The organism is Streptomyces sp. 549 (assembly GCF_030124175.1).
GTDB lineage: Bacteria > Actinomycetota > Actinomycetes > Streptomycetales > Streptomycetaceae > Streptomyces.
The window spans coordinates 32,974-59,167 of sequence record NZ_JASKMT010000014.1; the positions used below are offsets into that span (position 1 = coordinate 32,974).

Consider the following 26,194-nt stretch of genomic DNA (forward strand, 5'->3'; position numbering starts at 1 on the left):
CGCGCCACCCCGGTAAAGTCACACGCCGTGCACCTCAAGAGCCTGACCCTGCGCGGGTTCAAGTCCTTCGCCTCGGCCACCACGTTGCGGTTCGAGCCGGGAATCACCTGTGTGGTGGGTCCCAACGGCTCGGGCAAGTCCAACGTGGTGGACGCCCTGTCGTGGGTGATGGGAGAGCAGGGGGCCAAGTCGCTGCGCGGCGGCAAGATGGAGGACGTGATCTTCGCCGGCACCACCGGCCGCCCTCCGCTGGGGCGGGCCGAGGTGTCGCTCACCATCGACAACTCCGACGGCGCGCTGCCGATCGAGTACGCCGAGGTCACGCTCACCCGGATCATGTTCCGCAACGGCGGCAGCGAGTACCAGATCAACGGCGACACCTGCCGCCTGCTGGACATCCAGGAACTGCTGTCGGACTCCGGCATCGGCCGCGAGATGCACGTGATCGTCGGCCAGGGCCAGCTCGACTCGGTCCTGCACGCCGACCCCACCGGCCGCCGCGCCTTCATCGAGGAGGCCGCGGGTGTCCTGAAGCACCGCAAGCGCAAGGAGAAGGCGCTGCGGAAGCTGGACGCGATGCAGGTGAACCTCGCCCGTGTCCAGGACCTCACCGACGAACTCCGGCGCCAGCTGAAGCCACTGGGCAGACAGGCCGCGGTGGCGCGACGGGCCGCGGTGATCCAGGCCGACCTGCGGGACGCCCGGCTCAGGCTGCTGGCCGACGACCTGGTGACGGTCCGCGAGTCGCTGCGCGCCGAGATCGCCGACGAGGCCGCGCTGAAGGAGCGCAAGGAGGCCGCCGAGTCGGCGCTCACCGCCGGCCTGCAGCGCGAGGCGGAGCTGGAGCAGGAGGTGCGCACCCTGACCCCCCGCCTCCAGCAGGCACAGCGGGTCTGGCATGAGCTGTCCCAACTGGCCGAGCGGATCCGCGGCACTGTCGGACTGGCCGACGCCCGGGTGCGCAGTGCCTCGGCGGCACCCGCGGACGAGCGCCGCGGACGTGACCCGGAGGACCTGGAACGGGAGGCGGCCAGGGTCCGGGAGCAGGAGGCGGAGCTGACCGCCGCCCTGGAGGCGGCGAGCCGGGCCCTGGACGACACCGTGAGCCACCGGGCCGACCTGGAGCGGCGGTTGGCCGACGAGGAACGCCGCCTGAAGGACGCGGCTCGGGCGGTCGCCGACCGACGTGAGCAGCTCGCCCGGCTCGGCGGGCAGGCCGCCGCCGCCCGCAGTCGGGCCGCGTCGGCCCAGTCCGAGATCGACCGGCTGACCGCCGCCAGCGAGGACGCCGCCCGCCGGGCCGGCGAGGCGGCCGAGGAGTACGAGACGCTGAACGCGGATGTCGGCGGTGCGGACGAGGAGGAGAACCGGTTCGCGGAGGAGCACGGTCAGGCCAAGGATGAACTGGCCCGCGCCGAGGCAGAACTGGGGGAGGCGCGGGACGCGCTGAACGCCGCCGACCGCAGGCGGGCCGCGACCGCCGCCCGGCGTGACGCGCTCGCGCTGGGCCTGCGGCGCAAGGACGGCACCGGTGCGCTGCTCGACGCCCGGGACAGGCTGGCGGGGCTGCTGGGCCCGGCCGCGTCGCTGCTCACGGTGGCCCCCGGCCACGAGGTGGCGGTGGCCGCCGCGCTGGGTGCCGCCGCCGACGCCGTCGCCGTCACCGACCCGGCGGGGGCGGCGCGGGCGCTGCGGCTGCTGCGCACCGAGGACGCCGGCCGGGCCGCGCTGCTTGTGGCCGACCCCGCAGCGGAATCCGGGCCCGACCCCTCCCGGAGCACCGGTGCCGACGCGTCCGCGGGCGTTGACGGTGAGCGCCACGGCGGTGTCCCGCGGGCGGTCGACCTGGTCGGCGGACCGCCCGAGTTGCTGCCCGCCGTGCGCCGGCTCCTGGCCGGGGTCGCCGTCGTGGGCACGCTGGACGACGCCGAACGGCTACTCGCCGAGCAGCCCCACGTGACGGCGGTGACCGCGGAAGGCGACCTGCTGGGCGCCCACTTCGCGCACGGCGGCTCGGCCGGGGCGCCCAGCCTGCTGGAGGCGCAGGCTGCGGTGGACGCGGCGACCGCGGAACTCGCCGAACTGGACGCGTCCTGCGAGAAGCTGGCACTGCGTCAGGAGGGTGCGCAGGCGGCCCGACGTGAACGGGCGGCGGCTGTGGAGGAGTCGGCGGCTCGCCGCAGCGCCGCCGCCCGTGAGCGGTCCGAGGTGGCTGGGCGGCTGGGCCGGCTGGGCGGCCAGGCGCGTGCCGCGGCGGACGAGGCGGAACGCGCCGCCGCCGCGGTGGCCAAGGCGGAGGAGGCGCTGCGGGCGGCGACCGAGGAGGCGGCGGAGCTGGTCGAACGCCTGGCCGTGGCCGAGGAGATCGCCGAGGGCGACGAGGAGCCCGACACCGCGGCCCGCGACCGGCTGTCCGCCGACGGCGCGAACGCCCGGCAGACCGAGATGGAGGCACGACTCCAGGTGCGCACGCACGAGGAGCGGGTGAAGGGGCTTGCGGGCCGCGCCGACGGCCTGGACCGGGCGGCCCGGGCCGAGCGGGAGGCTCGGGAGCGGGCCGAGCGGCGGCGGGCCCGGATGCGGCACGAGGTCGAGGTGGCGGGTGCGGTCGCCACCGGCGCGCGCCGGCTCCTGGCGCATGTGGAGGTGTCGCTGGAGCGGGCCGAGGAGGAGCGTGCCGCCGCCGAACTGGCCAGGGACGAGCGTGAGCGGGAGCTGACCGCGGAACGCAACCGGGGGCGCGAGCTGGCGTCCGCCTTGGAGAAGCTCACGGACTCGGTCCACCGGGGTGAGGTGCTGGGGGCCGAGAAGCGCATGCGGGTGCAGCAGCTGGAGACGAAGGCGCTGGAGGAGCTGGGTGTGGAGCCGGCGGTGCTGGTGGCCGAGTACGGGCCCGGCCAGCCGGTGCCGCCCTCGCCGCCCGCCGAGGGGGAGGAGCTGCCCGCCGACCCGGAGCATCCGCGCAACCAGCCGGTGCCCTACGTGCGCGCCGAGCAGGAGAAGCGGCTGCGTGCGGCGGAGCGCGCCCACCAGCAGCTGGGCAAGGTCAATCCGCTGGCTCTGGAGGAGTTCGCGGCGCTGGAGGAGCGGCACCAGTTCCTCAGCGAGCAGCTGGAGGACCTGAAGAAGACCCGCACCGACCTGCTCCAGGTGGTCAGGGACGTGGACGAGCGGGTGCGGCAGGTGTTCACGGAGGCGTACCACGACACCGCCCGGCAGTTCGAGGGTGTGTTCTCGCGGCTCTTCCCCGGCGGTGAGGGCCGCCTGGTGCTCACCGACCCTTCGGACATGCTGACGACCGGTGTCGACGTGGAGGCCCGGCCGCCGGGCAAGAAGGTCAAGCGGCTGTCGCTGCTGTCCGGCGGCGAGCGGTCGCTGACCGCGGTGGCCCTGCTGGTGGCGATCTTCAAGGCCCGCCCCAGTCCGTTCTACGTGATGGACGAGGTGGAGGCCGCGCTGGACGACACCAACCTGCAGCGGCTCATCCGGATCATGGCTGAGCTGCAGGAGAGCTCCCAGCTGATCGTCATCACCCACCAGAAGCGCACGATGGAAGTGGCAGACGCGCTTTACGGGGTATCCATGCAGGGGGACGGTGTGTCCAAGGTCATCAGCCAGCGGCTCAGCTGAGCCGCACGACCTGTCGCCGCCCCCGCTGCTTCACATCTTGAGGATGCTCCGCGGCCGGCTCGCGTCCTTCCAGCAGGCCGCCATCGTGCTGGGCATCGCAGTCTCCCAGCTGGTCAACTACGGTGTGTGCTGAACATCGCCGGCGGCAACCAGCGCGGCGGGCTGCTGGGCCTGGAGGCCTGGCAGATCATGCTGGGCATCGAGGTCGTCCCTGCGCTCGTCTACGGCATCCTCGCCCTGCGCATCCCCGAGTCGCCGCGCTACCTCGTCGCCCGGGGCCGGTTCGAGGACGCCAAGGTGGTGCTCGCCGACGTCGAGGCGGTCGGGACCGACCTGGACGCCAGGGTGCGGCATATCGACGAGCGCATGCGCCGCGAGCACAAGCCGTCGTGGCGGGACCTGACCGGAGGGCGCACCGGCCTGCTGCCCATCGTCTGGATCAGCATCGGCCTGTCCGTGTTCCAGCAGCTGGTCGGCATCAACGTGATCTTCTACTACAGCTCCTTGCTGTGGCAGTCTGTCGGCATCGACCCGGAGAGCTCGTTCTTCTACCTCTGATCTTGGCCAGTGCTGTGCCCCTTCAGGGTGGGAGTGAGGGCCGTCCTTGGCGCGGAGCGCCGGAGTGCTCTGCGTCTTTGGGGGTGAGGGTCAGACGGGACGCTGCTGGTTTTCGATGTACTGCTTGACGACGGTCAGGGGTGCCCCGCCGCATGATCCTGCGAAGTAGGAGCCGGACCAGAAGCGTCCGCCCCACAGGTACTGGCGGACGTGGCTGTCGTACTCCTGGCGGAGCCTGCGGGAGCTGACGCCCTTGAGGGAGTTGACCAGCTTGGAGAGCTGGACCTTGGGCGGGTAGTGCACGAGCAGGTGGACGTGGTCCTGTTCGCCGTTGAACTGTTTCAGCTCGGCCTCGAAGTCGGCGCAGACCTCCCGCATGATCTCTTCGGTGCGGGCCAGCATGGCGTCGGTGAACGCCTTCCGCCGGTACTTCGTGACGAAAACCAAGTGAACGTGCAGGTTGTAGACGACGTGACGTCCGGTGCGTACGTCGGGATCAGGATTCCAGCGCGGTGACATAAACCAATGCTATGGTCTCGGTCGTGAGTCAAGACACCCTGGTCAAGAGGCAGTTCGGGCACCGTGCCCGGCTTTCACTGTCTCCTGCCGGGGTTCGCATGGCGGATGATCAGGCGCACGCGGCCCGCACGATGTGGAATCTTCTCCACGCGTGGTGGGGGATGATGCCGAAGGACATGCGGACGCTCGCGAACGCGGATGCCGCGATCCGACAAGCACGCGAGGACATCGACTTCCTGGCCGTCCTCCCTGCCCAGGCCGCGCAAGCGGTACTCAAGACGTACTTCCAGGCGTGGAAGAACTTCTGGGAGGGCCGCGCAGACGCCCCGAACTTCAAGGGCCGGTTCCGCACGGTGATGTCCGTGGACATCCCGCAGGGTCGCGACCTGAACATCACCCGCGTGCACCGGCGCTGGGGTACGGTCAACATTCCCAAGGTGGGCCGGGTCCGCTTCCGGTGGACCAAAGACCTTCCGGTCGGCAAGCGTGCCAACGCGGAGAACCGGATCACCGGGGCACGACTGATCAAGGACACGCTCGGCTGGCACATCGCCTTCCGTGTCCAGGCCCTGGAGGTCAAACCCGATCCGCACCAGGGACCGGATGTCGGCATCGACGTGGGCGTCACCGTACCCATAGCCCTCTCGGACGGCGAAACGTACGAGCACGGCGAATGGCTGACCGGCAAGGAGAAGGCCAGGCTTCTGCACCTGGAGCAGCGCGCCGCGCAGCGTAAGCAGGACCGCAAGTCCGGCGAGCGCACCAGCCGCCGGCTGCACCGCACCTACGACCAGATCGCAGGACTCCGTGCGAAAGCCAAGCGCCGGGCCTTGGACTGGCAGCACCAGACGACCACCGTCATCGCCCGCACATACGGCACCGTCGTGGTCGAAGCACTCACCATCACGAACATGGTCAAGTCGGCCAAGGGAACCATCGAGGAGCCGGGGAAGAACGTTGCCCAGAAGGCTGGGCTGAACCGCTCCATCAGCGGGGAGGCATGGGGCCGGACAGTCACCATGCTGACGTACAAGACCGCCCAGCTCGGCGGCACCCTGCACAAGGTCCCCGCCCCCGGCACCTCCCAACGCTGCTCAGCGTGCGGCTTCACCACGCCCGGCAACCGGGAGAGCCAGGCCGTGTTCGTGTGCAAGAACCCCGACTGCGGCTGGTCGGGCAACGCCGACCACAACGCAGCCCGGAACGTCTTGCACCTTTACCGGATGGGCCTCGCGCTCATCCCGGCTGCCGGGAGGGCAGTCGTCAGGCGCGCGAAGCGCGTCAAGCCCGCTGCCGCAAGGTAAGCAGGAATCTCCCGGCCTCAGCCGGGAGAGCACTTCAATCGTTCACCACGTCGATCATCAACATCGTCGGCACCGTGATCGCCATGCTGTTCGTCGACCGGATCGGCCGCAAGCCGCTTGCCCTCATCGGCTCCGCCGGCATGGCCGTCTCCCTGGGGCTGGCGGCCTGGGCGTTCTCCTTCAAGCAGGAGATCGGCGGCGACATCAGCCTGCCCGACACCCAGGGCACCGTCGGGCTGATCGCCGCTCACTCCTTCGTGCTGTTCTTCGCCCTCTCCTGGGGTGTGGTCGTCTGGGTGATGCTGGGCGAGATATTCCCCAACCGGATCCGCGCCGCCTTGCTCGGTGTGGCGGCCTCCGCGCAGTGGATCACCAACTGGCTGATCACCGCGAGCTTCCCGACGATGTCGGACTGGAACCTGTCCGGCTCCTACGTGATCTACGCGTGCTTCGCCGCGCTCTCGATCCCCTTCATCCTCAAGTGGGTGCCGGAGACCAAGGGCAAGGCGTTGGAGGACATGGGCTGACCGACCCCGCTGCCCGTGCCCTCGAAGTGGTTCTGCCCCGGCTCCGCCAGTGAGCCGGGGCAGAACCGTTCTTGCCCCGGGGTGCCGCCCGGCGCGTCCCCCGGGCCTCCGCCCGGTGCGCCCCGCCGTGCCGACACGGTCGGCCCCGCGCGGGACGCGCCGACCGCTGGCCGATACTGGAGGGGTCGCGCCCTGCCCGAGGGGCACTCCCGCCCGGCCCAGCGGCCCGCGACGGACAAGGCCCCTGCCCGTGACGCAGCCAACACCCTAGGGAACCGATGGAAATCCTGATCCTTGCCGTAGTCATCGCCGTGGTCGCTCTCGGCGCCCTCACCGGCCTGGTGGTCAGCAGCCGCAGGAAGAAGGCGCTGCCGCCCCGGCCCGAGAGCCCGGCGGTCGGCACCCCGCCCGCCGAGCCCCGGGTCGGCGAGGACGTGGACGGCACTCCCGAGTCACCCGGCCGGACCATCGAGGAGGTCGACCTTCCGGACGCCTCCGGAGCCACGACCACCGTCGAGCCGGAGCCCGCACCCCCCGTACTGGAGACCCCCGAGCCGACCGCCGGGCGCCTCGTCCGGCTGCGGACACGTCTTTCCCGTTCGCAGAACTCGCTCGGCAAGGGACTGCTGACGCTGCTCTCCCGCGAGCACCTGGACGAGGACACCTGGGAGGAGATCGAGGACACCCTGCTCACCGCGGACGTCGGCGTCGCCCCCACCCAGGAGCTGGTCGAGCGGCTGCGCGAGCGTGTGCGGGTGCTCGGTACCCGCACCCCCGAGGGGCTGCGGGCCCTGCTGCGGGAGGAACTGCTCACGCTGGTCGGCCCGGACGAGGACCGCGCGGTGCGCACCGAGACCTCCGGAGCCGAGGACCGGCCCGGAGTGGTGCTGGTCGTCGGGGTCAACGGCACCGGCAAGACCACGACCACCGGCAAGCTCGCCCGGGTCCTGGTGGCCGACGGCAAGTCCGTCGTGCTGGGCGCCGCGGACACCTTCCGGGCCGCGGCGGCCGACCAGCTCCAGACCTGGGGTGAGCGGGTAGGCGCCCGCACGGTGCGCGGCCCGGAGGCGGGCGACCCCGCCTCGGTGGCCTTCGACGCCGTGAAGGAGGGCACCGCCGAGGGCGCCGACGTGGTGCTCATCGACACCGCCGGCCGGCTGCACACCAAGGCCGGACTGATGGACGAGCTGGGCAAGGTCAAGCGGGTGGTGGAGAAGCAGGGCCCGGTCGACGAGGTGCTGCTCGTGCTGGACGCCACCACGGGCCAGAACGGCCTGGTGCAGGCGCGGGTCTTCGCGGAGGTGGTCAACATCACCGGCATCGTGCTCACCAAGCTCGACGGCACGGCCAAGGGCGGCATCGTCGTCGCCGTGCAGCGTGAACTGGGGGTGCCGGTCAAGCTGATCGGACTCGGCGAGGGGGCCGACGACCTCGCGCCCTTCGAACCGGAGGCCTTCGTCGACGCGCTCATCGGCGACTGACCCGTCACCGCGCGGCAGCCCCCGCCCGGCGCGAGCCGTACGGCGGGGGCCGCCGCGTCCGGACGGCGTCTACGCCGCGAGGCGGTGGCAGACGTACGCCAGCGTGCCCAGCAGCAGTCGCGCCTGGGGTGGCCGGCCCGCGGCCTCCAGCGTCGGGGGACGCAGCCAGCGCACCGGGCCGAGGCCGCCGAGGTCCGATGGTGGCGCGGTGATGTGGTCGCCCGGCCCGAGGCAGCGCAGGTCCAGCGTCGCGTCGTCCCAGCCCATCCGGTAGAGCAGCCGCGGTAGTTCGGTCGAGGCACCCGGCGCCACCAGGAACCAGGCGCGGCCGTGCGGGGTGACCGCGACCGGGCCGAGCGGCAGGCCCATGCGCTCCAGCCGTACCAGGGCCCGCCGACCCACCTGCTCGGGCACCTCGAGGACGTCGAAGGAGCGCCCGACCGGGAGCAGCAGGGCGGCCCCCGGTACCTGCGCCCAGGTGTCGACGGCCTCGTCCAGCGTCGCCCCGGCGGGTACCTCGATCGTCGCGTCGAGCGGGTGGGCGCCGGGCGCGGGGCAGACGGGGCAGCCGCACGAGCAGGGCGTGGAGCCGCCGCTGACTGCTCGGGCCCCGGGTACCACGTCCCAGCCCCAAAGGCCGGTGTACTCCGCCACCGCGGTGCTCTGCGGTGGGCGCTGCTGCCGCCGGGGGCGGCGTGTCGCCAGCCGCAGGTCCCGGAACTCCCGAATACCGCCGATCGTGAAGCCCATGCTCCCTCCAACGGATTCCGTGCGCCGATGGTTACGGACCATTCACGCAGAGCGATGAGGTGTGGGGGAAGCGCGCCGCGCCGCTCGTGGACTGGCTGTGAACGGCGCCCCCCGGTGTGCGTTGAACGTCGCGCGCCCCTAGCGCACTTCGTTGCATCCGATGTGATCGCTCTTACCCAAGTGAAGCGTGTGGGCTCGGCGTTAGGTTCATAGGCGGGGGTGGCGAATGGTGGCGTTTCTGAAATCGCCCTCGCCGGACCGGTGATCGTAGGATTACTTTCGGTTCACACAACGACAGAGCACAAGCGGTTCGCGGGTATGCCCCAGGCACAGCCCGGAACGATGAGGAGCGGGGGCCTTCCAGTGGGCGGCAACGGCAGCAGCGGCACGTCGGCTGAGAAGCGCCCGAACGACCAGCTGGGTTCGTGGTTCGTGCGCAGCGGCTGGTCGAAGGGCGAACTGGCCCGCCAGGTCAACCGCAGGGCCCGCCAGATGGGCGCCCACCACGTCAGCACCGACACCTCCCGCGTGCGCCGCTGGCTGGACGGAGAGCAGCCCCGCGAGCCGATCCCGCGGATTCTCTCCGAGCTGTTCTCCGAACGCTTCGGCTGCGTGGTCGCGGTCGAGGACCTCGGGCTGCGCGCCACCCGCCAGGCCGCCGCGGACTCCGGCGTCGACCTGCCTTGGGCCGGGCCGCAGACCGTCGCGCTCATCAACGAGTTCTCCCGCAGCGACCTGATGCTCGGCCGCCGCGGCTACCTCGGGCCGTCCCTGGCGGTGTCGGCGGGGCCGGCGCTCATCGAGCCGATGCAGCGCTGGCTGGTGCCCGCGCCCGGGGGTGCGGCGGACGGCGCCGACGCCCGGCAGGCGTCCCGGCCAGGAGGCAACCGCCGGGCGTCCCGGCTCTCCGCGCCCGAGCTGGAACTGCTGGAGCAGACCACCGCCATGTTCCGGCAGTGGGACGCCCAGTGCGGCGGCGGGCTGCGCCGCAAGGCCGTCGTCGGGCAGCTGCACGAGGTCACCGACCTGCTGCAGGAGACGCACCCCGAGCCGATCCGCAGACGCCTCTTCGGCGTCACCGCGGAACTCGCCGAGCTGGCCGGGTGGATGAGCTACGACATCGGCATCCAGCCCACCGCGCAGAAGTACTTCGTGCTCGCCCTGCACGCCGCCAAGGAGGCCGGCGACCGCCCGCTCGGCTCGTACGTGCTGTCCAACATGGCCCGTCAGATGATCCACCTCGGCCGCGCCGAGGACGCGCTGGAACTCGTCCACCTCGCCCAGTACGGCAGCCGGGAGGGAGCCACCTCGCGCACCCAGGCCATGCTGTATGCGATGGAGGCCCGCGCCTACGCCAACATGGGCCAGCCCAAGCAGTGCCACCGGGCGGCCCGCATGGCCGACGCGCTCTTCTCCGAGATCGACGCCGACGACCCGGACCCCGACTGGATCACCTTCTTCTCGGAAGGGGAGCTGCGCGCCGAGAACGCCCACTCCTACCGGGACCTCGCCTATGTCGCCGGCCGCAGCCACACCTACGCCTCGCTCGCACAGCCCGAGATGGAGAAGGCCGTGGCGCTCTTCGCCGCCGAGTGCGCGAACTCCGACGGCGGCCACCACCGTTCGTATGCGCTCAACCTCGTCGGCATGGCCACCGTGCACCTGCTCCAGCGGGAGCCCGAGCAGTGCGCGGCCCGCACGGTCGACGCCATCGAGGTCGCCAAGCGCCTGCGTTCGGAGCGGGTCAACACCCGCATCCGCAAGACCGCGGCCAGTGCCGCGCGCGAGTTCGGTCAGGTGGCCGAGGTCGTCGAACTCAACGACCGCCTCGTCTCCGCCCTCCCCGCCGCGGAGGCCGCGGCAGCGGGCTGAGAGAAGCCCGGCCACCGCGCGAGCGGGCGGCGGGGATGGGCCAGAGAGTAACCGGCGCCGCCGCGCGCCGTCCCCGCTTCACCCGCCTGTAACACACCGGACGTGTTCGTCACGACGCCGAAACAGCCGGGCGCATCGAAGGAAACCGAGCTTCGGGAGTGTGTGGCACATCCTGCCCCCCGCTACCTGCCCGCACGGGTCGTGACTTCGAGGAGACGTCCATTGAACGGCGCGGATACCGCATTCGTCCTGATCAGCGCGGCACTGGTCATGCTGATGACGCCTGGCCTGGCCTTCTTCTACGGCGGCATGGTCAGGGTCAAGAGCGCCCTGAACATGCTGATGATGTCCTTCATCGCACTCGGCGTGGTCAGCGTGCTCTGGGTGCTCTACGGCTACTCCCTGGCCTTCAGCGGTAACACCGCGGGGGTCATCGGCAACCTCGACATGATCGGGCTGAAGGGCATCGGCCCGGAGACGATGACGGGTGACGACGGCATTCCCGTCTTCGCATTCGTCCTCTTCCAGATGCTGTTCGCCGTGATCACCCCGGCCCTGATGAGTGGCGCCCTGGCCGACCGGGTCAAGTTCAGCGCCTGGACGCTGTTCATCGCCCTGTGGGTCACCGTCGTCTACTTCCCCGTCGCGCACTGGGTGTGGGCCGAGGGCGGCTGGCTCTTCGAGATGGGCGTCATCGACTTCGCCGGCGGCACCGCCGTGCACATCAACGCCGGCATCGGCGCGCTCGCCGCGGTCCTGGTGATCGGCAAGCGCATCGGCTTCAAGAAGGAGCCGATGCGTCCGCACAACCTGCCGCTGGTCCTGCTGGGCGCCGCCATGCTGTGGTTCGGCTGGTTCGGCTTCAACGCCGGCTCCGCACTCGCCGCCGACGGCACCGCGGCCAACATGGCACTGAACACGCAGGTCGCCACCGCAGCGGCCATCCTCGGCTGGCTCGTCTACGAGCGCATCCGGCACGGCGCCTTCACCACCCTGGGCGCGGCCTCCGGCGCCATCGCCGGCCTGGTCGCCATCACCCCCGCGGGCGCCGACGTCAACGCCATGGGCGCCCTGGCCATCGGCCTGGTGGCCGGCCTGGTCTGCTCCTGGGCGGTCAGCCTCAAGTTCAAGCTCAACTACGACGACTCGCTCGACGTGGTCGGTGTGCACCTGGTCGGCGGCCTCATCGGCACCCTGCTCGTCGGGTTCCTCGCCACCGAGGGCGGCGGCATCACCCAGTTCGGCAAGCAGGCCGTCGGTGCCTTCTCGGTGATGGCCTTCACCTTCGTGGTGACCTGGCTGCTCGCCAAGCTGGTCGACATGACCATCGGGTTCCGGGCCAGCGAGGACGAGGAGACCGTCGGTGTCGACCAGGCCTTCCACGCCGAGAGCGCCTACGACTTCACCCAGGTCGGCGGTGGCACGCTGACCTCGTCCGCAACGGCAACGAGCAGCCCGAACAAGAAGGTTGAAGCATGAAGCTGATCACGGCGGTCATCAAGCCGCACCGACTCGACGAAGTCAAGGACGCCCTCCAGGCGTTCGGAGTGCACGGCCTGACCGTGACCGAAGCCAGCGGCTACGGCCGCCAGCGCGGCCACACCGAGGTCTACCGGGGCGCGGAGTACACCGTGGACCTGGTGCCGAAGATCCGCGTGGAGGTCCTCGTCGAGGACGAGGACGCCGAGCAGCTCATCGAGGTCGTCGTCAAGGCGGCCCGCACCGGCAAGATCGGCGACGGCAAGGTGTGGAGCGTTCCCGTCGACACCGCCGTCCGGGTCCGGACCGGCGAACGCGGCCCGGACGCGCTGTAACAACATGGGAGTTGGGGACCGGATGACCACGGAGTCCACGGACGGCAGCACGGACACGACCGGGACGGGCCCCAGCGGGTACGCGGCGGCCCGGCTGCACCTCCTCAACCAGGAGGTGCGGTCCGGGCCGCCGCGCCGTGCCGAACTGGCCTCGCTGACCGACACCTGGTTGGCCGGCCTGCTCGGTCCGCAGCCCGGCGGCGTCGCCCTGGTGGCCGTCGGCGGCTACGGACGCGGCGAACTCTCCCCGCGCAGCGACCTCGACCTGCTGCTGCTCCACGACGGGAAACGTCCCGCCGGGGAGCTGGCCGCGCTTGCCGACCGGGTCTGGTACCCGGTGTGGGACCTGGGCCTGGACCTGGACCACTCGGTGCGCACCCCCGACGAGGCCCGCAGGACCGCCGCCGAGGACCTCAAGGTCCAGCTCGGCCTGCTCGACGCCCGGCACGTCGCCGGGGACGCCGGGCTCACCGCGCGGCTGCGCACCGAGCAACTCGCCCAGTGGCGGGCCCGGGCGGCCAAGCGGCTGCCCGAGCTCCAGGAGATGTGCCGCGAGCGCGCCGAACGGCAGGGCGAGCTGCAGTACCTCCTCGAACCCGACCTGAAGGAGTCCGCCGGCGGACTGCGCGACGCCACCGCGCTGCGGGCCGTCGCCGCCTCCTGGCTCGCCGACGCACCCCGCGAAGGGCTCGCCCACGCCCGCTCACTGCTGCTCGACGTGCGCGACGCCCTGCACCTGACCACCGGACGGGCCACCGACCGGCTCGACCTCCACGACCAGGACGACGTCGCCGCCGCGCTCGGGCTGCTGGACGCCGACAGCCTGCTCCGCCAGGTCTACGAGGCGGCCCGCACGCTCTCCTACGCCAGCGACGTCACCTGGCGCGAGGTCGGCCGGGTGCTGCGCGCCCGCTCCGCCCGGCCGCGGCTGCGTACTCTGCTGGGCGGCCGGTCGGCTGCCGGCCCCGAGCGCACCCCGCTAGCCGACGGTGTCGTCGAGCAGGACGGCGAAGTGGTGCTCGCCCGGTCCGCGCGGCCCGACCGCGACCCCGGCCTGGTGCTGCGCGCCGCTGCGGCAGCCGCCCAGGCGGACGTGCCGCTGGCGCTGTCCACGGCCCGCAGCCTCGCCCGGACCACACCGGCGCTCGCCGTCCCGTGGCCGGCCGACGCCCGCGAGCAGTTCGTCACCCTGCTCGGCGCGGGCGCCGCGACGGTGCCCGTCTGGGAGGCGCTGGAGGCGGAGGGCCTGATCACCGCGCTGCTGCCGGACTGGGAGCGGGTCCGCTGCCGCCCGCAGCGCAACGCCGTCCACCGCTGGACCGTCGACCGGCACCTCGTCGAGACGGCCGTCCAGGCGTCGGCGTTCACCCGCCGCGTGCACCGCCCCGACCTGCTGCTCGTGGCGGCCCTGCTGCACGACATCGGCAAGGGCTGGCCGGGTGACCACTCCGTCGTGGGCGAGACCATCGGCCACGACATGGCCGCCCGCATCGGGTTCGACGAGGCCGACGCCGCCGTGCTGGCCACCCTGATCCGGCACCACCTGCTGCTGGTGGAGACCGCCACCCGGCGCGACCTGGACGACCCGGCCACCGTCGAGGCCGTCGCCGCGGCCGTGGGCAGCAGCGGCACGCTGGAACTGCTGCACGCGCTCACCGAGGCCGACGCGCTCGCCACCGGGCCCGCGGCCTGGTCGGCGTGGCGCGCCTCGCTCGTCGCCGACCTCGTCGCCCGGACCGCCGCGCTGCTCGCCGGAACCCCCGCCGACGCGGGCGAGGACACCGGCGCGCTCACCGCGCAGGAGGAACGCCTCGCCGTCGAGGCGTGGCGCACCGGCGGCCCGGTGCTGTCCCTGCACGCCCAGCACGCCCGCCTCGACGGCACCGACGGGGACGGCCCTGACCACGCGGGCGACGGCGACGTGCGGGAACCGGTGGGCGTCGAACTGCTCATCGCCCTGCCGGAGCAGCCCGGCGTGCTGCCAGGCGTCGCGGGTGTGCTGGCCCTGCACCGGCTGACCGTGCGCACCGCCGAACTGCGCTCCACCGACCCGACCGGCGAGGGCCCGGTGCTGCTGCTGAACTGGCGGGTCGCCGCCGAGTACGGCTCCCTGCCGCAGGCGTCCCGGCTGCGCGCCGACCTGGTGCGCGCGCTCGACGGTTCGCTGGACATCCCCGCCCGCCTCGCCGAGCGGGAGCGGGCCTACCGCGGGCGGCGGCGCGGCCTGCTGGCACCGCCGCCCCGGGTGACGGTCGCCGCAGCCGTGTCCCAGCGGGCCACCGTGCTGGAGGTCCGCGCCCAGGACGCCTCCGGCCTGCTGCACCGCATCGGGCGGGCGCTGGAGAGCGTGAAGGTCACCGTCCGCAGCGCGCACATCAGCACGCTCGGCGCGAACGCCGTCGACGCCTTCTACGTGACCGGCCCGGACGGCTCCCCGCTGCCCGGCGAGCAGGCGGCGGAACTGGCCGCCGCGGTGCAGCGCTCCCTGGAGGGCTGACGGCAGGCTGACCGTATGCCGGGCGGGCAGATACCCTTGGCGCAGCGCGCCCCGACGCCCCCGCTGGGTCTGCGGCGCCTGGCCGGTGCACCTCGCTGCGTTGCCGAACCGACCGACCGGCCCGCGAACGGGCCGGTCGCGGCCGGTCCTCCGCTGTGCGGTGCACTCCCAGACGACGCCCGCATGTCCAGCCAGGACGCCGGGACACGCTGACGACCGCCGAAGTGACCGACGACGTGAAGGATCAGCGACCGCCGTGTTCGACACTCTCTCCGATCGCCTCGCAGCGACTTTCAAGAACCTCAGGGGCAAAGGCCGGCTGAGCGAGGCGGACATCGACGCCACGGCGCGCGAGATCCGCATCGCCCTGCTCGAAGCGGACGTGGCGCTGCCCGTCGTGCGCGCCTTCATCAAGCAGGTCAAGGAGCGGGCCGCGGGTGCCGAGGTCTCCAAGGCGCTCAACCCCGCCCAGCAGGTCATCAAGATCGTCAACGAGGAGCTTGTCGGCATCCTCGGCGGCGAGACCCGCCAGCTGCGCTTCGCCAAGCAGCCGCCGACGGTGATCATGCTCGCCGGCCTCCAGGGCGCGGGCAAGACCACGCTCGCCGGCAAGCTGGGCCACTGGCTCAAGGCCAAGGGCCACTCGCCGCTCCTGGTCGCCTGCGACCTCCAGCGCCCCAACGCCGTCAACCAGCTCACCGTGGTCGCCGAGCGGGCCGGTGTCGGCGTCTACGCGCCCGAGCCCGGCAACGGAGTGGGCGACCCGGTCAAGGTCGCGCGGGACTCGGTCGAGTACGCGCGGACCAAGCAGTACGACGTGGTCGTGGTCGACACCGCAGGCCGCCTGGGCATCGACCAGGAGATGATGCGGCAGGCCGCCGACATCCGGGACGCGGTCAGCCCCGACGAGGTGCTCTTCGTCGTCGACGCGATGATCGGCCAGGACGCGGTCAACACCGCCGAGGCCTTCCGCGACGGCGTCGGCTTCGACGGTGTGGTGCTCTCCAAGCTCGACGGCGACGCGCGCGGCGGTGCGGCCCTGTCCATCGCCCAGATCACCGGCCGCCAGGTGATGTTCGCCTCCAACGGCGAGAAGGTCGACGACTTCGACGCCTTCCACCCCGACCGGATGGCCTCGCGCATCCTCGGCATGGGTGACGTGCTCAGCCTCATCGAGAAGGCCGAGCAGACGTTCAGCCAGCAAGAGGCCGAGGCGATGGCCGCCAAGCTGGCAAAGGGCCCCAAGGAGTTCACGCTCGACGACTTCCTGGCCCAGATGGAGCAGGTCCGCAAGATGGGCTCGCTGTCCAAGCTGCTCGGCATGATGCCGGGCATGGGCCAGATCAAGGACCAGATCAACAACCTCGACGAGCGGGACGTCGACCGCACCGCGGCCATCATCAAGTCGATGACGCCCGCCGAGCGGCACGAGCCGACGATCATCAACGGCTCCCGGCGGGCGCGCATCGCCAAGGGCTCCGGCGTGGAGGTCAGCGCCGTGAAGAACCTGGTGGAGCGGTTCTTCGAGGCGCGCAAGATGATGTCGAAGATGGCCCAGGGCGGTGGCATGCCGGGGATGCCCGGGATGCCGGGCATGGGCGGTGGTCCCGGCCGGAAGAAGCCGAAGCAGCAGAAGGCCGCCAAGGGCAAGCGCAAGTCGGGCAACCCGATGAAGCGCAAGCAGGAGGAGCAGGCCGCAGCCGACCGCAGGGCGGCCGGCGCGGGCAGCGCCTTCGGACTGCCCGCCGGCGGCGAGGCCGAGTCCTTCGAGCTGCCCAAGGAGTTCCGGGACATCCTGCCCCCGAAGTGAGCGCCGCGCCGGGCCGCTCTCTCCCCGGCCCGGTCGGCCCGCTCCGGGCCGGCTCCGGGGCCTGAGGGGGGCAGGGGCGGGCCCGGGCCCGCCCGGGTCAGCCCCGCGCGATCACGTAGCGGAACAGGTTGGGCATCCACACGCTGCCGTCCGGGCGCAGGTAGGGCTGCAGCGCCTCACCCAGCTCCTTGCCGACCTGCATCTCGTCGGTGGCCCGCACCGCGCCGGCGAACAGGCCGGTGGACAGCAGGCCGCGCACCGCGTTGTCCAGGTCGGCGTAGCCGAACGGGCAGGACACCCGCCCGGAGCCGTCCAGCCGCAGCCCGGCGCCGTGCGCCAGTTCCTCCAGGTCGTCCCGCCCGCTCGGCCGCCAGGTCGTGCCGGAACGCTGCGGCTCGGCGAGCCGGGAGGCGACCCGGAGCGCGCCGGTGGCGGCGCACCGCTCGGCTGGCCCCCAGTCGGCCAGTACCACCGGTGTGCCCGGCTCGGTGCGGGCCACCGCGGCGGCCAGGCTCTTCGGGTCCGGGCGGCGGCCGAAGGCCGTCACGAGGTTGAAGGTCCGCTCCCGCGGGACGTCGGCCGGGCCGCCGCCGACCAGGTCGACCGACCACCGCCTGGAGCCGCGCTGCGGCTCCGGCAGCAGCCGGGCCCGGGCGAGTTCGAGCCGGGTGCCGTCCGTCTCGGTGCCCGTGACCGCCGCGCCCCGGCCCGCTGCCAGCAGCAGCGCCAGACCGGTCCCGCAGCCCAGGCCCAGCAGCCGGGTGTCGGGGCCGACCTCGACCCGTTCGTAGACGGCCTCGTAGAGAGGTACCAGCATCCGCTCCTGGATCTCGGCCCAGTCGCGGGCGAGCTGTGCGCGCTGCTCGTGGTGAGCGAGCGTGGAAGTCATCTGGGCGCCCCAATCGCCGAAGGATCGTTGCTGTCGTCATCCGTCACCCGGTGTCAGCCGGTGTCGGTGCTCGCTGCCCTCACGGGTCCGGCCCCCATGACAGGGAACTGCGTAACCGGCCCCGCGTCCAGGGGCTGTACGGCCCCTGCTCGACGGAGCGGGCCCGATTCCCGATTCTGCGTCACCCGTCCGTGACCCGCGCGTCACGACAGGCGCTGCGGTGGCCGTTCGGCCGGCCCTCGAAGCGCGTCCGGCGGTGGTGGTTTCAGGGCTCCGGGCGGCTGTCGCCGCCGGTGGGGGAGGTGTGCGTGGGGTCTCCTCCGATCGGGTGAGACCGGCCGCCGAATGGCGCGATCCGGGTGGTCGGGCACCGCGGGCCCGCCCGGCGTGGCACTGTGGGGGCACGGGGGATCCGGCCGTCCGGCATTACGTCCCCTGGTGGGGCAGGTGTACGAGGTCGTCCGCAGATCTGCGTACCCGCCCTCATACAGGGCATCAACGGCAACTGACTGGTACGTGCAAAATATTTAAGATGCCCCGGAATCGGAACACAGGCGCCCTCCGGCTCGTTGTCACGACGTGAGCACGACACCACCTGTCCTCGCCGCCGAACTGGCAGCCGCGTGGGCCGACATTCAACGGCACCACCCCGAGCTGCCGGACCTGGCCGCGCCCGAATCGCTGATCGGGGAGTCGTCGTCCGCCTGCGGCGCCGAACTCTCCTTCGAACGCCTGCTGCACGAGGCCGTCCACGGAATCGCCGCGGCCCGCGGGATCCGCGACACCTCGCGAGCGGGCCGCTACCACAACAGGAGGTTCCTGGCGGTCGCCGAGGAACTCGGCCTCGAACACTCCGAGGAGCCGCACCCCAGCAGCGGGTTCTCCCTGGTCGTCATGACCCACGAGGCCAAGAGACGCTACCGGACCACCGCCGAGCGGCTGCGCCGTGCGCTGCGCGCGCACTCCGTCGCCACCAGCGGGGACACCTCGCGTAGTTTCCGGGGGCCGGCGGCCCGCCACGGGTCGTCCGGAGGCGGCGTGCGGGTCAAGGCCGTCTGTGACTGCGGTCGCAACGTCCGCGTGGTCCCGTCAGTGCTGGCCCAGGCGCCGATCATGTGCGGCGCGTGCGGCAAGCAGTTCCGCATTCCCGAGGCCGTCGCGGTCGGCTGAGTGTGGCACAATGGGCGGCTGTACTCGACAGCCGCCCAGGACCCCTCTCTCCTTCGGCTGACGCGTCCATCGGACCTCACGGGTACCGCAACCCCACGTGGCATCCTGCCGGGTCCAACCACGTCAAGACCAGGAGACACCACAGCTGTGGCAGTCAAGATCAAGCTGAAGCGACTGGGCAAGATCCGTTCGCCTCACTACCGCATCATCATCGCCGACTCCCGTACCCGCCGTGACGGCCGGGCCATCGAGGAGATCGGCCTGTACCACCCGGTGCAGAACCCCTCGCGCATCGAGGTCGACTCCGAGCGTGTCCAGTACTGGCTGGGTGTCGGCGCGCAGCCGACCGAGCCCGTGCAGGCCATTCTCAAGGTCACCGGTGACTGGCAGAAGTTCAAGGGCCTGCCGGCCCCGGAGCCGATGAAGGTCGCGGAGCCCAAGGAAGACAAGAAGGGCCTCTTCGAAGCCGCGGCCAAGGCCTCCGGCGACGAGCCGAAGGGTGAGGCGATCACCCCCAAGGCCAAGAAGGCCGACAAGGCCGACAAGCCGGAGCAGGCCGACGCCGAGGCTGCCGCCCCGGCTGAGTCGACCGAGGCCTGAGCATGCTCGAGGAAGCCCTCGAGCACCTCGTGAAGGGCATCGTCGAACACCCCGACGAGGTTCAGGTCGCGTCCCGCACCCTGCGTCGCGGGAGTGTGCTGGAGGTCCGGGTCCACCCCGACGACCTCGGCAAGGTGATCGGCCGCAACGGCCGCACCGCCCGCTCCCTGCGCACCGTTGCGGGCGCCCTCGGTGGCCGCGGTGTCCGCGTCGACCTTGTCGACGTCGACGACGTCCGCTGACCGGCGGCTGCCGCAGACAGAGCACCACGCAGTACCGGCACGGGCCGGGGACGGGTCACGATCCGTCCCCGGCCCGTGGTCGTGCGTCGGACCGGCGAGGACCGGAACAGGCCGGCGAATGCCGCAGAAGGACCCGGCGAGGGCCGGAGAAGGAAGAGCACCGTGCAGCTCGTAGTCGCGCGCATCGGCCGCGCCCATGGCATCAGGGGCGACGTCACCGTCGAGGTCAGGACGGACGAGCCGGAGGTGAGGCTCGCGCCCGGCGCCGTCCTCGCCACCGACCCCGCCACCGTCGGACCGCTCACCATCGCCACCGGCCGGGTGCACAGCGGCCGGCTGCTGCTGCGCTTCGAGGGCGTCACCGACCGCACGGGCGCCGAGGCCCTGCGCAACACGCTGCTCATCGCCGAGGTGGACCCCACTGAGGTCCCGGAGGACCCCGAGGAGTACTACGACCACCAGCTGGTCGACCTGGACGTCGTGACCGTCGACGGCACACCCGTGGGACGCGTCACCGAAGTCGCCCACCTCCCCTCGCAGGACCTGCTGGTCGTCGCACGCCCGGAGGGCGGCGAGGTGCTGATCCCCTTCGTCGCCGAGATCGTGCCCACCATCGACCTGGACGCGCAGCGGGCGATCGTCGACCCGCCGCCCGGCCTGCTCGACGAGGGCGAGGCGGTGTGAGGCTCGACGTCATCACCATCTTCCCCGAGTACCTGGAGCCGCTGAACGTCTCCCTCGTCGGGAAGGCCCGCGCCCGCGGGCAGCTCGACGTGCGCGTGCACGACCTGCGCGCCTGGGCTCACGACCGCCACCACACGGTCGACGACACCCCCTACGGCGGCGGGCCCGGCATGGTCATGAAGCCCGAGCCGTGGGGCGAGGCGCTGGACGCGGTGCTGGCCTCTTCAGCGCCCCCGGCGGACGCCGGAGACGCTGCGGCGGGCGGCTCGGGGCCGGTGATCGTGGTACCCACGCCCAGCGGGCGGCCGTTCACCCAGGAACTGGCCGTGGAACTGGCCGCCAAGCCGTGGCTGGTCTTCACCCCGGCCCGCTACGAGGGCATCGACCGGCGGGTCGTCGAGGAGTACGCCGAGCGCGCCGACGTGCGCGAGGTGTCGATCGGCGACTACGTGCTGGCCGGCGGGGAGGCCCCGGTGCTGGTGATGGTCGAGGCCATCGCCCGGCTGCTGCCCGGCGTGCTCGGCAACGCCGAGTCGCACCGCGACGACTCGTTCGCCCCCGGCGCCATGGCGGACCTGCTGGAGGGCCCGGTGTACACCAAGCCCCCCGAGTGGCGCGGCCGCGGCGTGCCGGACGTGCTGGTCAGCGGCCACCACGGGCGGATCGCCCGCTGGCGGCGCGACGAGGCGCTGCGCCGCACCGCCGGGCACCGGCCCGACCTGATCGCCCGCTGCGACCCGGCGGCGTTCGACAAGCACGACCGCGCGACCCTGCACTCCCTCGGCTGGTCCGCCGGCTCGGACGGCCGATTTGGGCCGCCCGGGCAAGCCGTGGAAGAATAGGCCGCTGCCTCACGTCCGGCGCGCGACCCTGCCACAGGGGGACCAACGCCCGCCCCGGCGGAGAGGCACCTCCGACTGACTCCGAACACGTCCGCCGATGACCTGTGGCATGGGCGAAGAAAGCAGACCCGCATGTCCCACCTTCTCGACTCCGTCGACAACGCGTCGCTGCGCAGCGACATCCCGCCCTTCCGCCCCGGGGACACCGTCAACGTCCACGTGCGCGTCATCGAGGGCAGCCGCTCGCGAGTCCAGCAGTTCAAGGGTGTTGTCATCCGCCGTCAGGGCTCGGGTATCCGCGAGACCTTCACCGTGCGCAAGGTGAGCTTCAGCGTCGGCGTGGAGCGGACCTTTCCCGTCCACACCCCCGTCGTCGAGAAGATCGAGCGGCTCACCCGCGGTGACGTCCGCCGCGCCAAGCTGTACTACCTGCGCGACCTGCGCGGCAAGGCTGCCAAGATCAAGGAGAAGCGGGACAACTGATCTCCCGCGTCATCCTGAGGGGTCCAGACCGGGCCGGATAGGCTCGGCGCCGTGGACACCGACGCACCACCCTCGGAGCGCGACCGCTCCCCGGCCCCCCAGCGGGCCCGGGGACGACGGTCGCGTTTCGTGCGTCCGGGCGCCGCCCTCATCGCGCTGGTGGCGGTCTTCCTGCTGGTCAGCACCTTCGTCGTGCAGCCCTACCTGATCCCCAGCGGCTCGATGGAGAACACGCTGCGGGTCGGGGACCGGATCCTGGTGAACAAGCTGGCATACCGTTTCGGCAACGATCCGGCCCGCGGCGACGTTGTGGTCTTTGACGGGACGGGCACGTTCGCAGACGAGGAACCGGCCACCGACCCGGTCACCGCCGCGCTGCGCACGGTGGGCGCCGCGCTGGGCATGGCGGAGCCGCCACGGAACGATTACGTCAAGCGCATCGTCGGAACCGGCGGGGACAGTGTGAAGTGCTGTGACTCGCAGGGGAGGATCGAGGTGAACGGTGAACCGCTGGAGGAGCACTACCTGCACCCCGGTGGCAGTGCCTCGGCAGTGCCGTTCGACATCGTGGTACCGGAGGGGCGGTTGTGGGTGATGGGTGACCACCGGGCCGAGTCCCGCGACTCCCGCGACCACCTCGGCCGCCCCGGAGGCGGGACCGTCGCCGTGGACCGGGTGATCGGCCGCGCCGACTGGATCGGCTGGCCGGCCGGTCGCTGGGCGACCCTGCGGGCAGCCCATGGGTAAGCGCGGCAGATCCCGGTACGGACACCACCGGCCGCCAGAGCCGCAGCCGCAGTACGACGACGACAGGGACATGTGGGACACCGGCCGGTACACCGTGCCGCGCGGTCCCGGCGAGAGCAGGGCCGAACGCCGCCGTACCGCGAAGCGCATCAAGCGCCGCCGGAGGCTCTCCGCGACGCGGGAGATACCGATCCTGGTCGGCGTCGCGCTGCTGATCGCGCTGGTGCTCAAGACCTTCCTGGTGCAGGCGTTCGTCATCCCGTCGGGCTCGATGGAGCAGACCATCCGCATCGACGACCGGGTGCTCGTGGACAAGCTCACGCCCTGGTTCGGCTCCCGCCCCGAGCGCGGGGACGTCGTCGTCTTCCGGGACCCGGGCGGCTGGCTCGAGCAGCAGCAGCTGCCCCCCGCCGACGACCCGCCGGTGATCAAACAGGGCAAGCAGCTGCTGACCTTCATCGGCCTGCTCCCGTCCGAGGACGAGCAGGACCTCATCAAACGTGTCGTGGCGATCGGCGGCGACAACGTCAAGTGCTGCGACAGCCAGGGGCGGGTCACCGTCAACGGCACTCCGCTCGACGAGGCGTACCTGCACCCGGGCAACCAGCCCTCCCAGCTGCCGTTCGAGGTCCAGGTGCCGGTCGGGCGGATCTTCGTCCTGGGCGACCACCGGGCGAACTCGGCCGATTCGCGCGCGCATCTGCGGGAACCGGACCAGGGGACGGTCCCCGAGGAACTGGTGGTCGGCAAGGCAGTGGTGATCGCGTGGCCGTATTCTCACTGGCGCCGGTTGGAAGAGCCGGGAACCTACGCGTCGGTGCCCGATGCGCGCGGCGCTCCGGCGTCGGCGGCGGGCAGGGGCGACAATCAAATAGTGCCTCTCCCGACCCCTGCGGAACTCCCGCTCGTTATGGGAGTGGTGGGCCTGCGCCGACTGACGGCCAGGCAGCGGCGCAGTGTGAGGAGTGGATGTGGGGGACGTGGCGGTCGGTGCCCGGTCCGGGTCCGGCGGGGAAGAGCCGGAGAGCCACCCGACGGGAGACGACGGAGAACGGGCGCAGCGCGAGGCAGCGCCGCCCGACGGCACCGGAACGACCGACGGGACCCAGGTGACGGGCGGGAACGGTAGGAACCGGAAGGGCAGCGGCGGCGCGACCGGGTCGAAGCAGCGCTCCTTCTGGAAGGAGCTGCCGATCCTGGTCGGTATCGCCCTCGTGCTGGCGCTGGTCATCAAGACGTTCCTGCTGCAGGCGTTCTCCATCCCGTCGGACTCGATGCAGAACACCCTGCAGCCGGGGGACCGGGTCCTTGTCGACAAGTTGACCCCGTGGTTCGGTGCGACGCCGGAGCGCGGCGAGGTCGTGGTCTTCCACGACCCGGGCGGCTGGCTTGACAACCCGACGGTCTCGGAGAACTTCCTGCAGAAGGGCCTCAGCTTCGTCGGCCTGATGCCGTCGGCCAACGAGCAGGACCTCATCAAGCGGGTCGTCGCCAAGGGCGGTGACACCGTCGAGTGCGCCAAGGGCGGCACGGTCAAGGTCAACGGGCGGGACCTGGAGGAGTCCGACTACCTCTACCCGGGCAACACGCCCTGCGGCGACCGCGAGTTCGGTCCGCTGAAGATCCCCGAGAAGAAGCTCTGGGTGATGGGCGACCACCGGCAGAACTCGCTGGACTCCCGCTACCACCAGGACGGACCCGGCAACGGCACGGTGCCCGAGAGCGAAGTGGTGGGCCGTGCCGTAGTCGTTGCCTGGCCGGTGAACCGGTGGAGCACACTCCCGGTGCCCGCCACCTTCGACCAGAACCTCGCCGGGGCGGTGCCGCCGGCCCTGGGCCTGGCCGGAGCGGTGCCCCTGGTGCTCTGGCGCCGCCGCCGGCTGCTGGCGGCAGCCCCCGCAGCCAAGGGCTGAACCGGCTCCCTCAGGTCTGTTCGCGCACCCTACTCGGGGGTAGGGTGCGCGAACAGCCGACGAGGACGGAGAGCACCGGGTGGGCGAGGTCGCAGGTACGGCGTCCGTGCGGCGCCGGGGCGGGGAGATCGTCTCCTCGGTACTGGTGGCGCTGGGCTGCGTGCTCTTCCTCGGGGGCTCCGCCTGGGGCGCGCTCCAGTACCGGCCGTACACGGTGCCGACCGACTCGATGGCGCCCACGGTCGCGGCCGGCGAGCGGGTGCTCGCCCAGAGGATCGACGGCGACCGGGTCCGCCGCGGTGACGTGGTGGTCTTCACCGACCCGCAGTGGGGCGACCTGCCCATGGTCAAGCGGGTGGTCGCGGTCGGCGGCGACGAGGTGGACTGCTGCGACGCGCGGGGACGGCTCACGGTGAACGGCCAAGCCGTCGAGGAGCCGTACCTGAGCGGTGGCGGCCCGGCCTCGACGGGCGGGTTCCGCGCGCAGGTGCCCGACGGCCGGCTGTTCCTGCTCGGTGACAGCCGGGAGGTCTCGCTGGACTCCCGGGTGCACCTCGCCGACGGCACCGACGGGGCCGTGCCCCGCTCGGGCGTGCGCGCCCGGGTCGACGCGACCGCGTGGCCGCCCGCCGGCCTGCGTACCGTGCCGAGGCCGGAGGGCTTCGCGCAGCTGCCCGGCGGCGTCTCCCGCCCGGGCCCGCTGGTGCCCCTGCTGTGGGCGGTCGGCACGGGTGCCCTGCTCATCCTGGGCGGCGCCGCCTACGGGCCGATCGCGCGGCGTGTCGGACGGGGACCGGCGAGCTGACGCACAATGAGGTGAACGCACGGCTGAAGGGGAACATGCCATGAGCGCCGAGGACCTCGAGAAGTACGAGACCGAGATGGAGCTGAAGCTCTACCGGGAGTACCGGGACGTCGTCGGTCTGTTCAAGTACGTCATTGAGACCGAACGGCGCTTCTACCTCACCAACGACTACGAGATGCAGGTCCACTCGGTCCAGGGAGAGGTGTTCTTCGAGGTGTCGATGGCCGACGCGTGGGTCTGGGACATGTACAGACCCGCCCGTTTCGTCAAGCAGGTGCGCGTGCTGACGTTCAAGGACGTCAACGTCGAGGAGCTGAACAAGAGCGATCTCAACCTGCCGGAGGACTCCGGCTTCAACGGCTGAGCACACGCCGGGCCTCGCACGCGGGCCTGCGAGCAGCCGGGCCTGAGTAGGTGGGTCTGAGGCAGGCACGGCTGAGTGGCGCGGCCCCGGGCCGCCCTGCGCCGGACCCTTCGGGGGATCGGCCCGGGGCGGCCCTCGGCGTCGGCGGGGCCGCCCGACCGTACGGGCCCCGTGTCGCCGGAGGCTGAGCGCCGGGCGCTCGCCGGCACCCGGAAGGGTGACGGAGTTGTCCACAACCCCTCGGTTGTCCACAGATATCCGCCAAGATCCACTTCTTTCCGCCGTCCGGGACAGAGTCGGCGGTGGAGGTGGGTCCGATGAACGAACGAGAAGCACTCGGCCGCTACGGGGAGGACCTGGCGGCCCGGCGGCTGCGGCAGCGCGGCATGGCCATCCTGGAACGCAACTGGCGCTGCCGCGACGGCGAGCTGGACATCATCGCGCGGCATGCCGACGCCCTGGTCGTCTGCGAGGTCAAGACCCGCAGGCCCGGCCCCTACGGCCACCCGGCGGCGGCGGTCACCCCGCGCAAGGCCGCCAGGCTGCGCCGCCTGGCCGCGCGGTGGCTCAGCGAGCGCTGGATCGCCCGGTACGGCCGCGTCCCGGCCGGCGGGGTGCGCATCGACCTGGTGGGTGTGGTCCTGCCCCGGCGCGGCGCCCCAATCGTGGAGCACATCCAGGGGGTGGCCTGAG

23 protein-coding genes and 2 pseudogenes are annotated in these 26,194 nt (G+C 72.0%); 22 read left to right on the forward strand and 3 right to left on the reverse strand.

Translation table 11 applies throughout. From position 1 onward, the window contains the following. Positions 1-27: 27 nt before the first annotated feature. Positions 28-3,630, forward strand: coding sequence for a chromosome segregation protein SMC (smc, locus tag QNO07_RS16975; RefSeq protein ID WP_283992892.1), 3,603 nt, complete (start codon positions 28-30; stop codon positions 3,628-3,630). Next, positions 3,608-4,182: pseudogene (locus QNO07_RS16980) on the forward strand (MFS transporter); the annotation flags it as partial. The gene smc and the pseudogene QNO07_RS16980, both read left to right, overlap by 23 nt. Before the next feature lie 96 nt (positions 4,183-4,278). Here QNO07_RS16980 and tnpA read toward each other — a convergent pair. After that, positions 4,279-4,707 (reverse strand): IS200/IS605 family transposase, encoded by a 429-nt coding sequence (gene tnpA / locus QNO07_RS16985; protein ID WP_283992893.1) that lies wholly within the window; start codon positions 4,705-4,707, stop codon positions 4,279-4,281. A 23-nt stretch (positions 4,708-4,730) separates the two neighbouring features. Between tnpA and QNO07_RS16990 the strand changes: the two genes are divergently transcribed. The 3 genes and pseudogenes from QNO07_RS16990 (at position 4,731) to ftsY (ending at position 8,019) form a co-directional block, all read left to right on the forward strand. Then, a complete protein-coding gene (locus QNO07_RS16990; RefSeq protein WP_283992894.1) occupies positions 4,731-6,011 on the forward strand; it encodes an RNA-guided endonuclease TnpB family protein in 1,281 nt (426 codons plus the stop codon). Between the two features lie 32 nt (positions 6,012-6,043). Continuing rightward, a pseudogene (locus tag QNO07_RS16995) lies at positions 6,044-6,538 on the forward strand (MFS transporter); the annotation flags it as partial. A 278-nt stretch (positions 6,539-6,816) separates the two neighbouring features. Further along, positions 6,817-8,019 carry a signal recognition particle-docking protein FtsY gene (ftsY, locus tag QNO07_RS17000; RefSeq protein WP_283992895.1) on the forward strand — a complete coding sequence of 401 codons (1,203 nt, stop codon included), beginning with the start codon at positions 6,817-6,819 and terminating at the stop codon, positions 8,017-8,019. A 69-nt stretch (positions 8,020-8,088) separates the two neighbouring features. Here the strand turns inward: ftsY and QNO07_RS17005 are convergent, their stop codons facing one another. Beyond that, positions 8,089-8,769, reverse strand: coding sequence for a bifunctional DNA primase/polymerase (locus tag QNO07_RS17005; RefSeq protein ID WP_283992896.1), 681 nt, complete (start codon positions 8,767-8,769; stop codon positions 8,089-8,091). A gap of 363 nt (positions 8,770-9,132) precedes the next feature. Here QNO07_RS17005 and nsdA point away from each other — a divergent pair, with 363 nt between their 5' ends. The 5 genes from nsdA (at position 9,133) to ffh (ending at position 16,762) form a co-directional block, all read left to right on the forward strand. After that, positions 9,133-10,641 (forward strand): transcriptional repressor NsdA, encoded by a 1,509-nt coding sequence (nsdA, locus tag QNO07_RS17010; RefSeq protein ID WP_283992897.1) that lies wholly within the window; start codon positions 9,133-9,135, stop codon positions 10,639-10,641. Between the two features lie 222 nt (positions 10,642-10,863). Continuing rightward, complete coding sequence (locus QNO07_RS17015; RefSeq protein ID WP_283992898.1) at positions 10,864-12,120, forward strand: ammonium transporter; 1,257 nt, start codon at positions 10,864-10,866, stop codon at positions 12,118-12,120. Continuing rightward, on the forward strand, positions 12,117-12,455 hold the full coding sequence (locus QNO07_RS17020) for a P-II family nitrogen regulator (protein WP_283992899.1): 339 nt from the start codon (positions 12,117-12,119) through the stop codon (positions 12,453-12,455). Before QNO07_RS17015 ends, QNO07_RS17020 begins: the two co-directional genes overlap by 4 nt. 22 nt (positions 12,456-12,477) lie before the next feature. Further along, positions 12,478-14,952, forward strand: coding sequence for a [protein-PII] uridylyltransferase (locus QNO07_RS17025; protein ID WP_283992901.1), 2,475 nt, complete (start codon positions 12,478-12,480; stop codon positions 14,950-14,952). A 256-nt stretch (positions 14,953-15,208) separates the two neighbouring features. Next, positions 15,209-16,762: a signal recognition particle protein gene (ffh, locus tag QNO07_RS17030; protein WP_283992903.1), complete on the forward strand. Its 1,554-nt coding sequence runs from the start codon at positions 15,209-15,211 to the stop codon at positions 16,760-16,762. Between the two features lie 97 nt (positions 16,763-16,859). Here ffh and QNO07_RS17035 read toward each other — a convergent pair whose 3' ends face one another. Next, positions 16,860-17,651 carry an SAM-dependent methyltransferase gene (locus QNO07_RS17035; protein WP_283992904.1) on the reverse strand — a complete coding sequence of 264 codons (792 nt, stop codon included), beginning with the start codon at positions 17,649-17,651 and terminating at the stop codon, positions 16,860-16,862. A 579-nt stretch (positions 17,652-18,230) separates the two neighbouring features. Here QNO07_RS17035 and QNO07_RS17040 point away from each other — a divergent pair. The 12 genes from QNO07_RS17040 to QNO07_RS17095 all read left to right on the forward strand — a co-directional run bounded on the left by QNO07_RS17040 (position 18,231) and on the right by QNO07_RS17095 (position 26,193). Then, the gene (locus tag QNO07_RS17040; protein WP_283992905.1) at positions 18,231-18,821 is read left to right on the forward strand and encodes a hypothetical protein; all 591 of its coding nucleotides are present in this window, start codon (positions 18,231-18,233) and stop codon (positions 18,819-18,821) included. Positions 18,822-18,968: 147 nt separating this feature from the next. Continuing rightward, on the forward strand, positions 18,969-19,421 hold the full coding sequence (gene rpsP, locus QNO07_RS17045) for a 30S ribosomal protein S16 (RefSeq protein WP_283992906.1): 453 nt from the start codon (positions 18,969-18,971) through the stop codon (positions 19,419-19,421). A 2-nt stretch (positions 19,422-19,423) separates the two neighbouring features. Next, positions 19,424-19,663, forward strand: coding sequence for an RNA-binding protein (locus QNO07_RS17050; protein WP_283992907.1), 240 nt, complete (start codon positions 19,424-19,426; stop codon positions 19,661-19,663). 162 nt (positions 19,664-19,825) lie between these two features. Beyond that, entirely contained in the window at positions 19,826-20,347 is a 522-nt protein-coding gene (rimM, locus tag QNO07_RS17055) for a ribosome maturation factor RimM (RefSeq protein ID WP_283992908.1), read from the forward strand. Next, entirely contained in the window at positions 20,344-21,189 is an 846-nt protein-coding gene (trmD, locus tag QNO07_RS17060; protein WP_283992909.1) for a tRNA (guanosine(37)-N1)-methyltransferase TrmD, read from the forward strand. The genes rimM and trmD overlap by 4 nt, the downstream gene beginning before the upstream one ends. Before the next feature lie 132 nt (positions 21,190-21,321). After that, positions 21,322-21,672 (forward strand): 50S ribosomal protein L19, encoded by a 351-nt coding sequence (rplS, locus tag QNO07_RS17065; RefSeq protein WP_283992910.1) that lies wholly within the window; start codon positions 21,322-21,324, stop codon positions 21,670-21,672. A 51-nt stretch (positions 21,673-21,723) separates the two neighbouring features. Then, complete coding sequence (lepB, locus tag QNO07_RS17070) at positions 21,724-22,419, forward strand: signal peptidase I (RefSeq protein WP_283992912.1); 696 nt, start codon at positions 21,724-21,726, stop codon at positions 22,417-22,419. Continuing rightward, positions 22,412-23,548: a signal peptidase I gene (gene lepB / locus QNO07_RS17075; protein WP_502961867.1), complete on the forward strand. Its 1,137-nt coding sequence runs from the start codon at positions 22,412-22,414 to the stop codon at positions 23,546-23,548. Before lepB (QNO07_RS17070) ends, lepB (QNO07_RS17075) begins: the two co-directional genes overlap by 8 nt. Positions 23,549-23,633: 85 nt before the next feature. Beyond that, a complete protein-coding gene (gene lepB / locus QNO07_RS17080; protein WP_502961868.1) occupies positions 23,634-24,332 on the forward strand; it encodes a signal peptidase I in 699 nt (232 codons plus the stop codon). Between the two features lie 79 nt (positions 24,333-24,411). Next, entirely contained in the window at positions 24,412-25,137 is a 726-nt protein-coding gene (gene lepB / locus QNO07_RS17085; protein ID WP_283992916.1) for a signal peptidase I, read from the forward strand. A gap of 40 nt (positions 25,138-25,177) precedes the next feature. Continuing rightward, positions 25,178-25,501, forward strand: a complete 324-nt coding sequence (locus QNO07_RS17090) for a DUF2469 domain-containing protein (protein WP_283992917.1) — start codon at positions 25,178-25,180, stop codon at positions 25,499-25,501. A 317-nt stretch (positions 25,502-25,818) separates the two neighbouring features. Next, positions 25,819-26,193, forward strand: a complete 375-nt coding sequence (locus tag QNO07_RS17095; RefSeq protein ID WP_283992918.1) for a YraN family protein — start codon at positions 25,819-25,821, stop codon at positions 26,191-26,193. The last annotated feature ends 1 nt before the right edge of the window (position 26,194 follow it).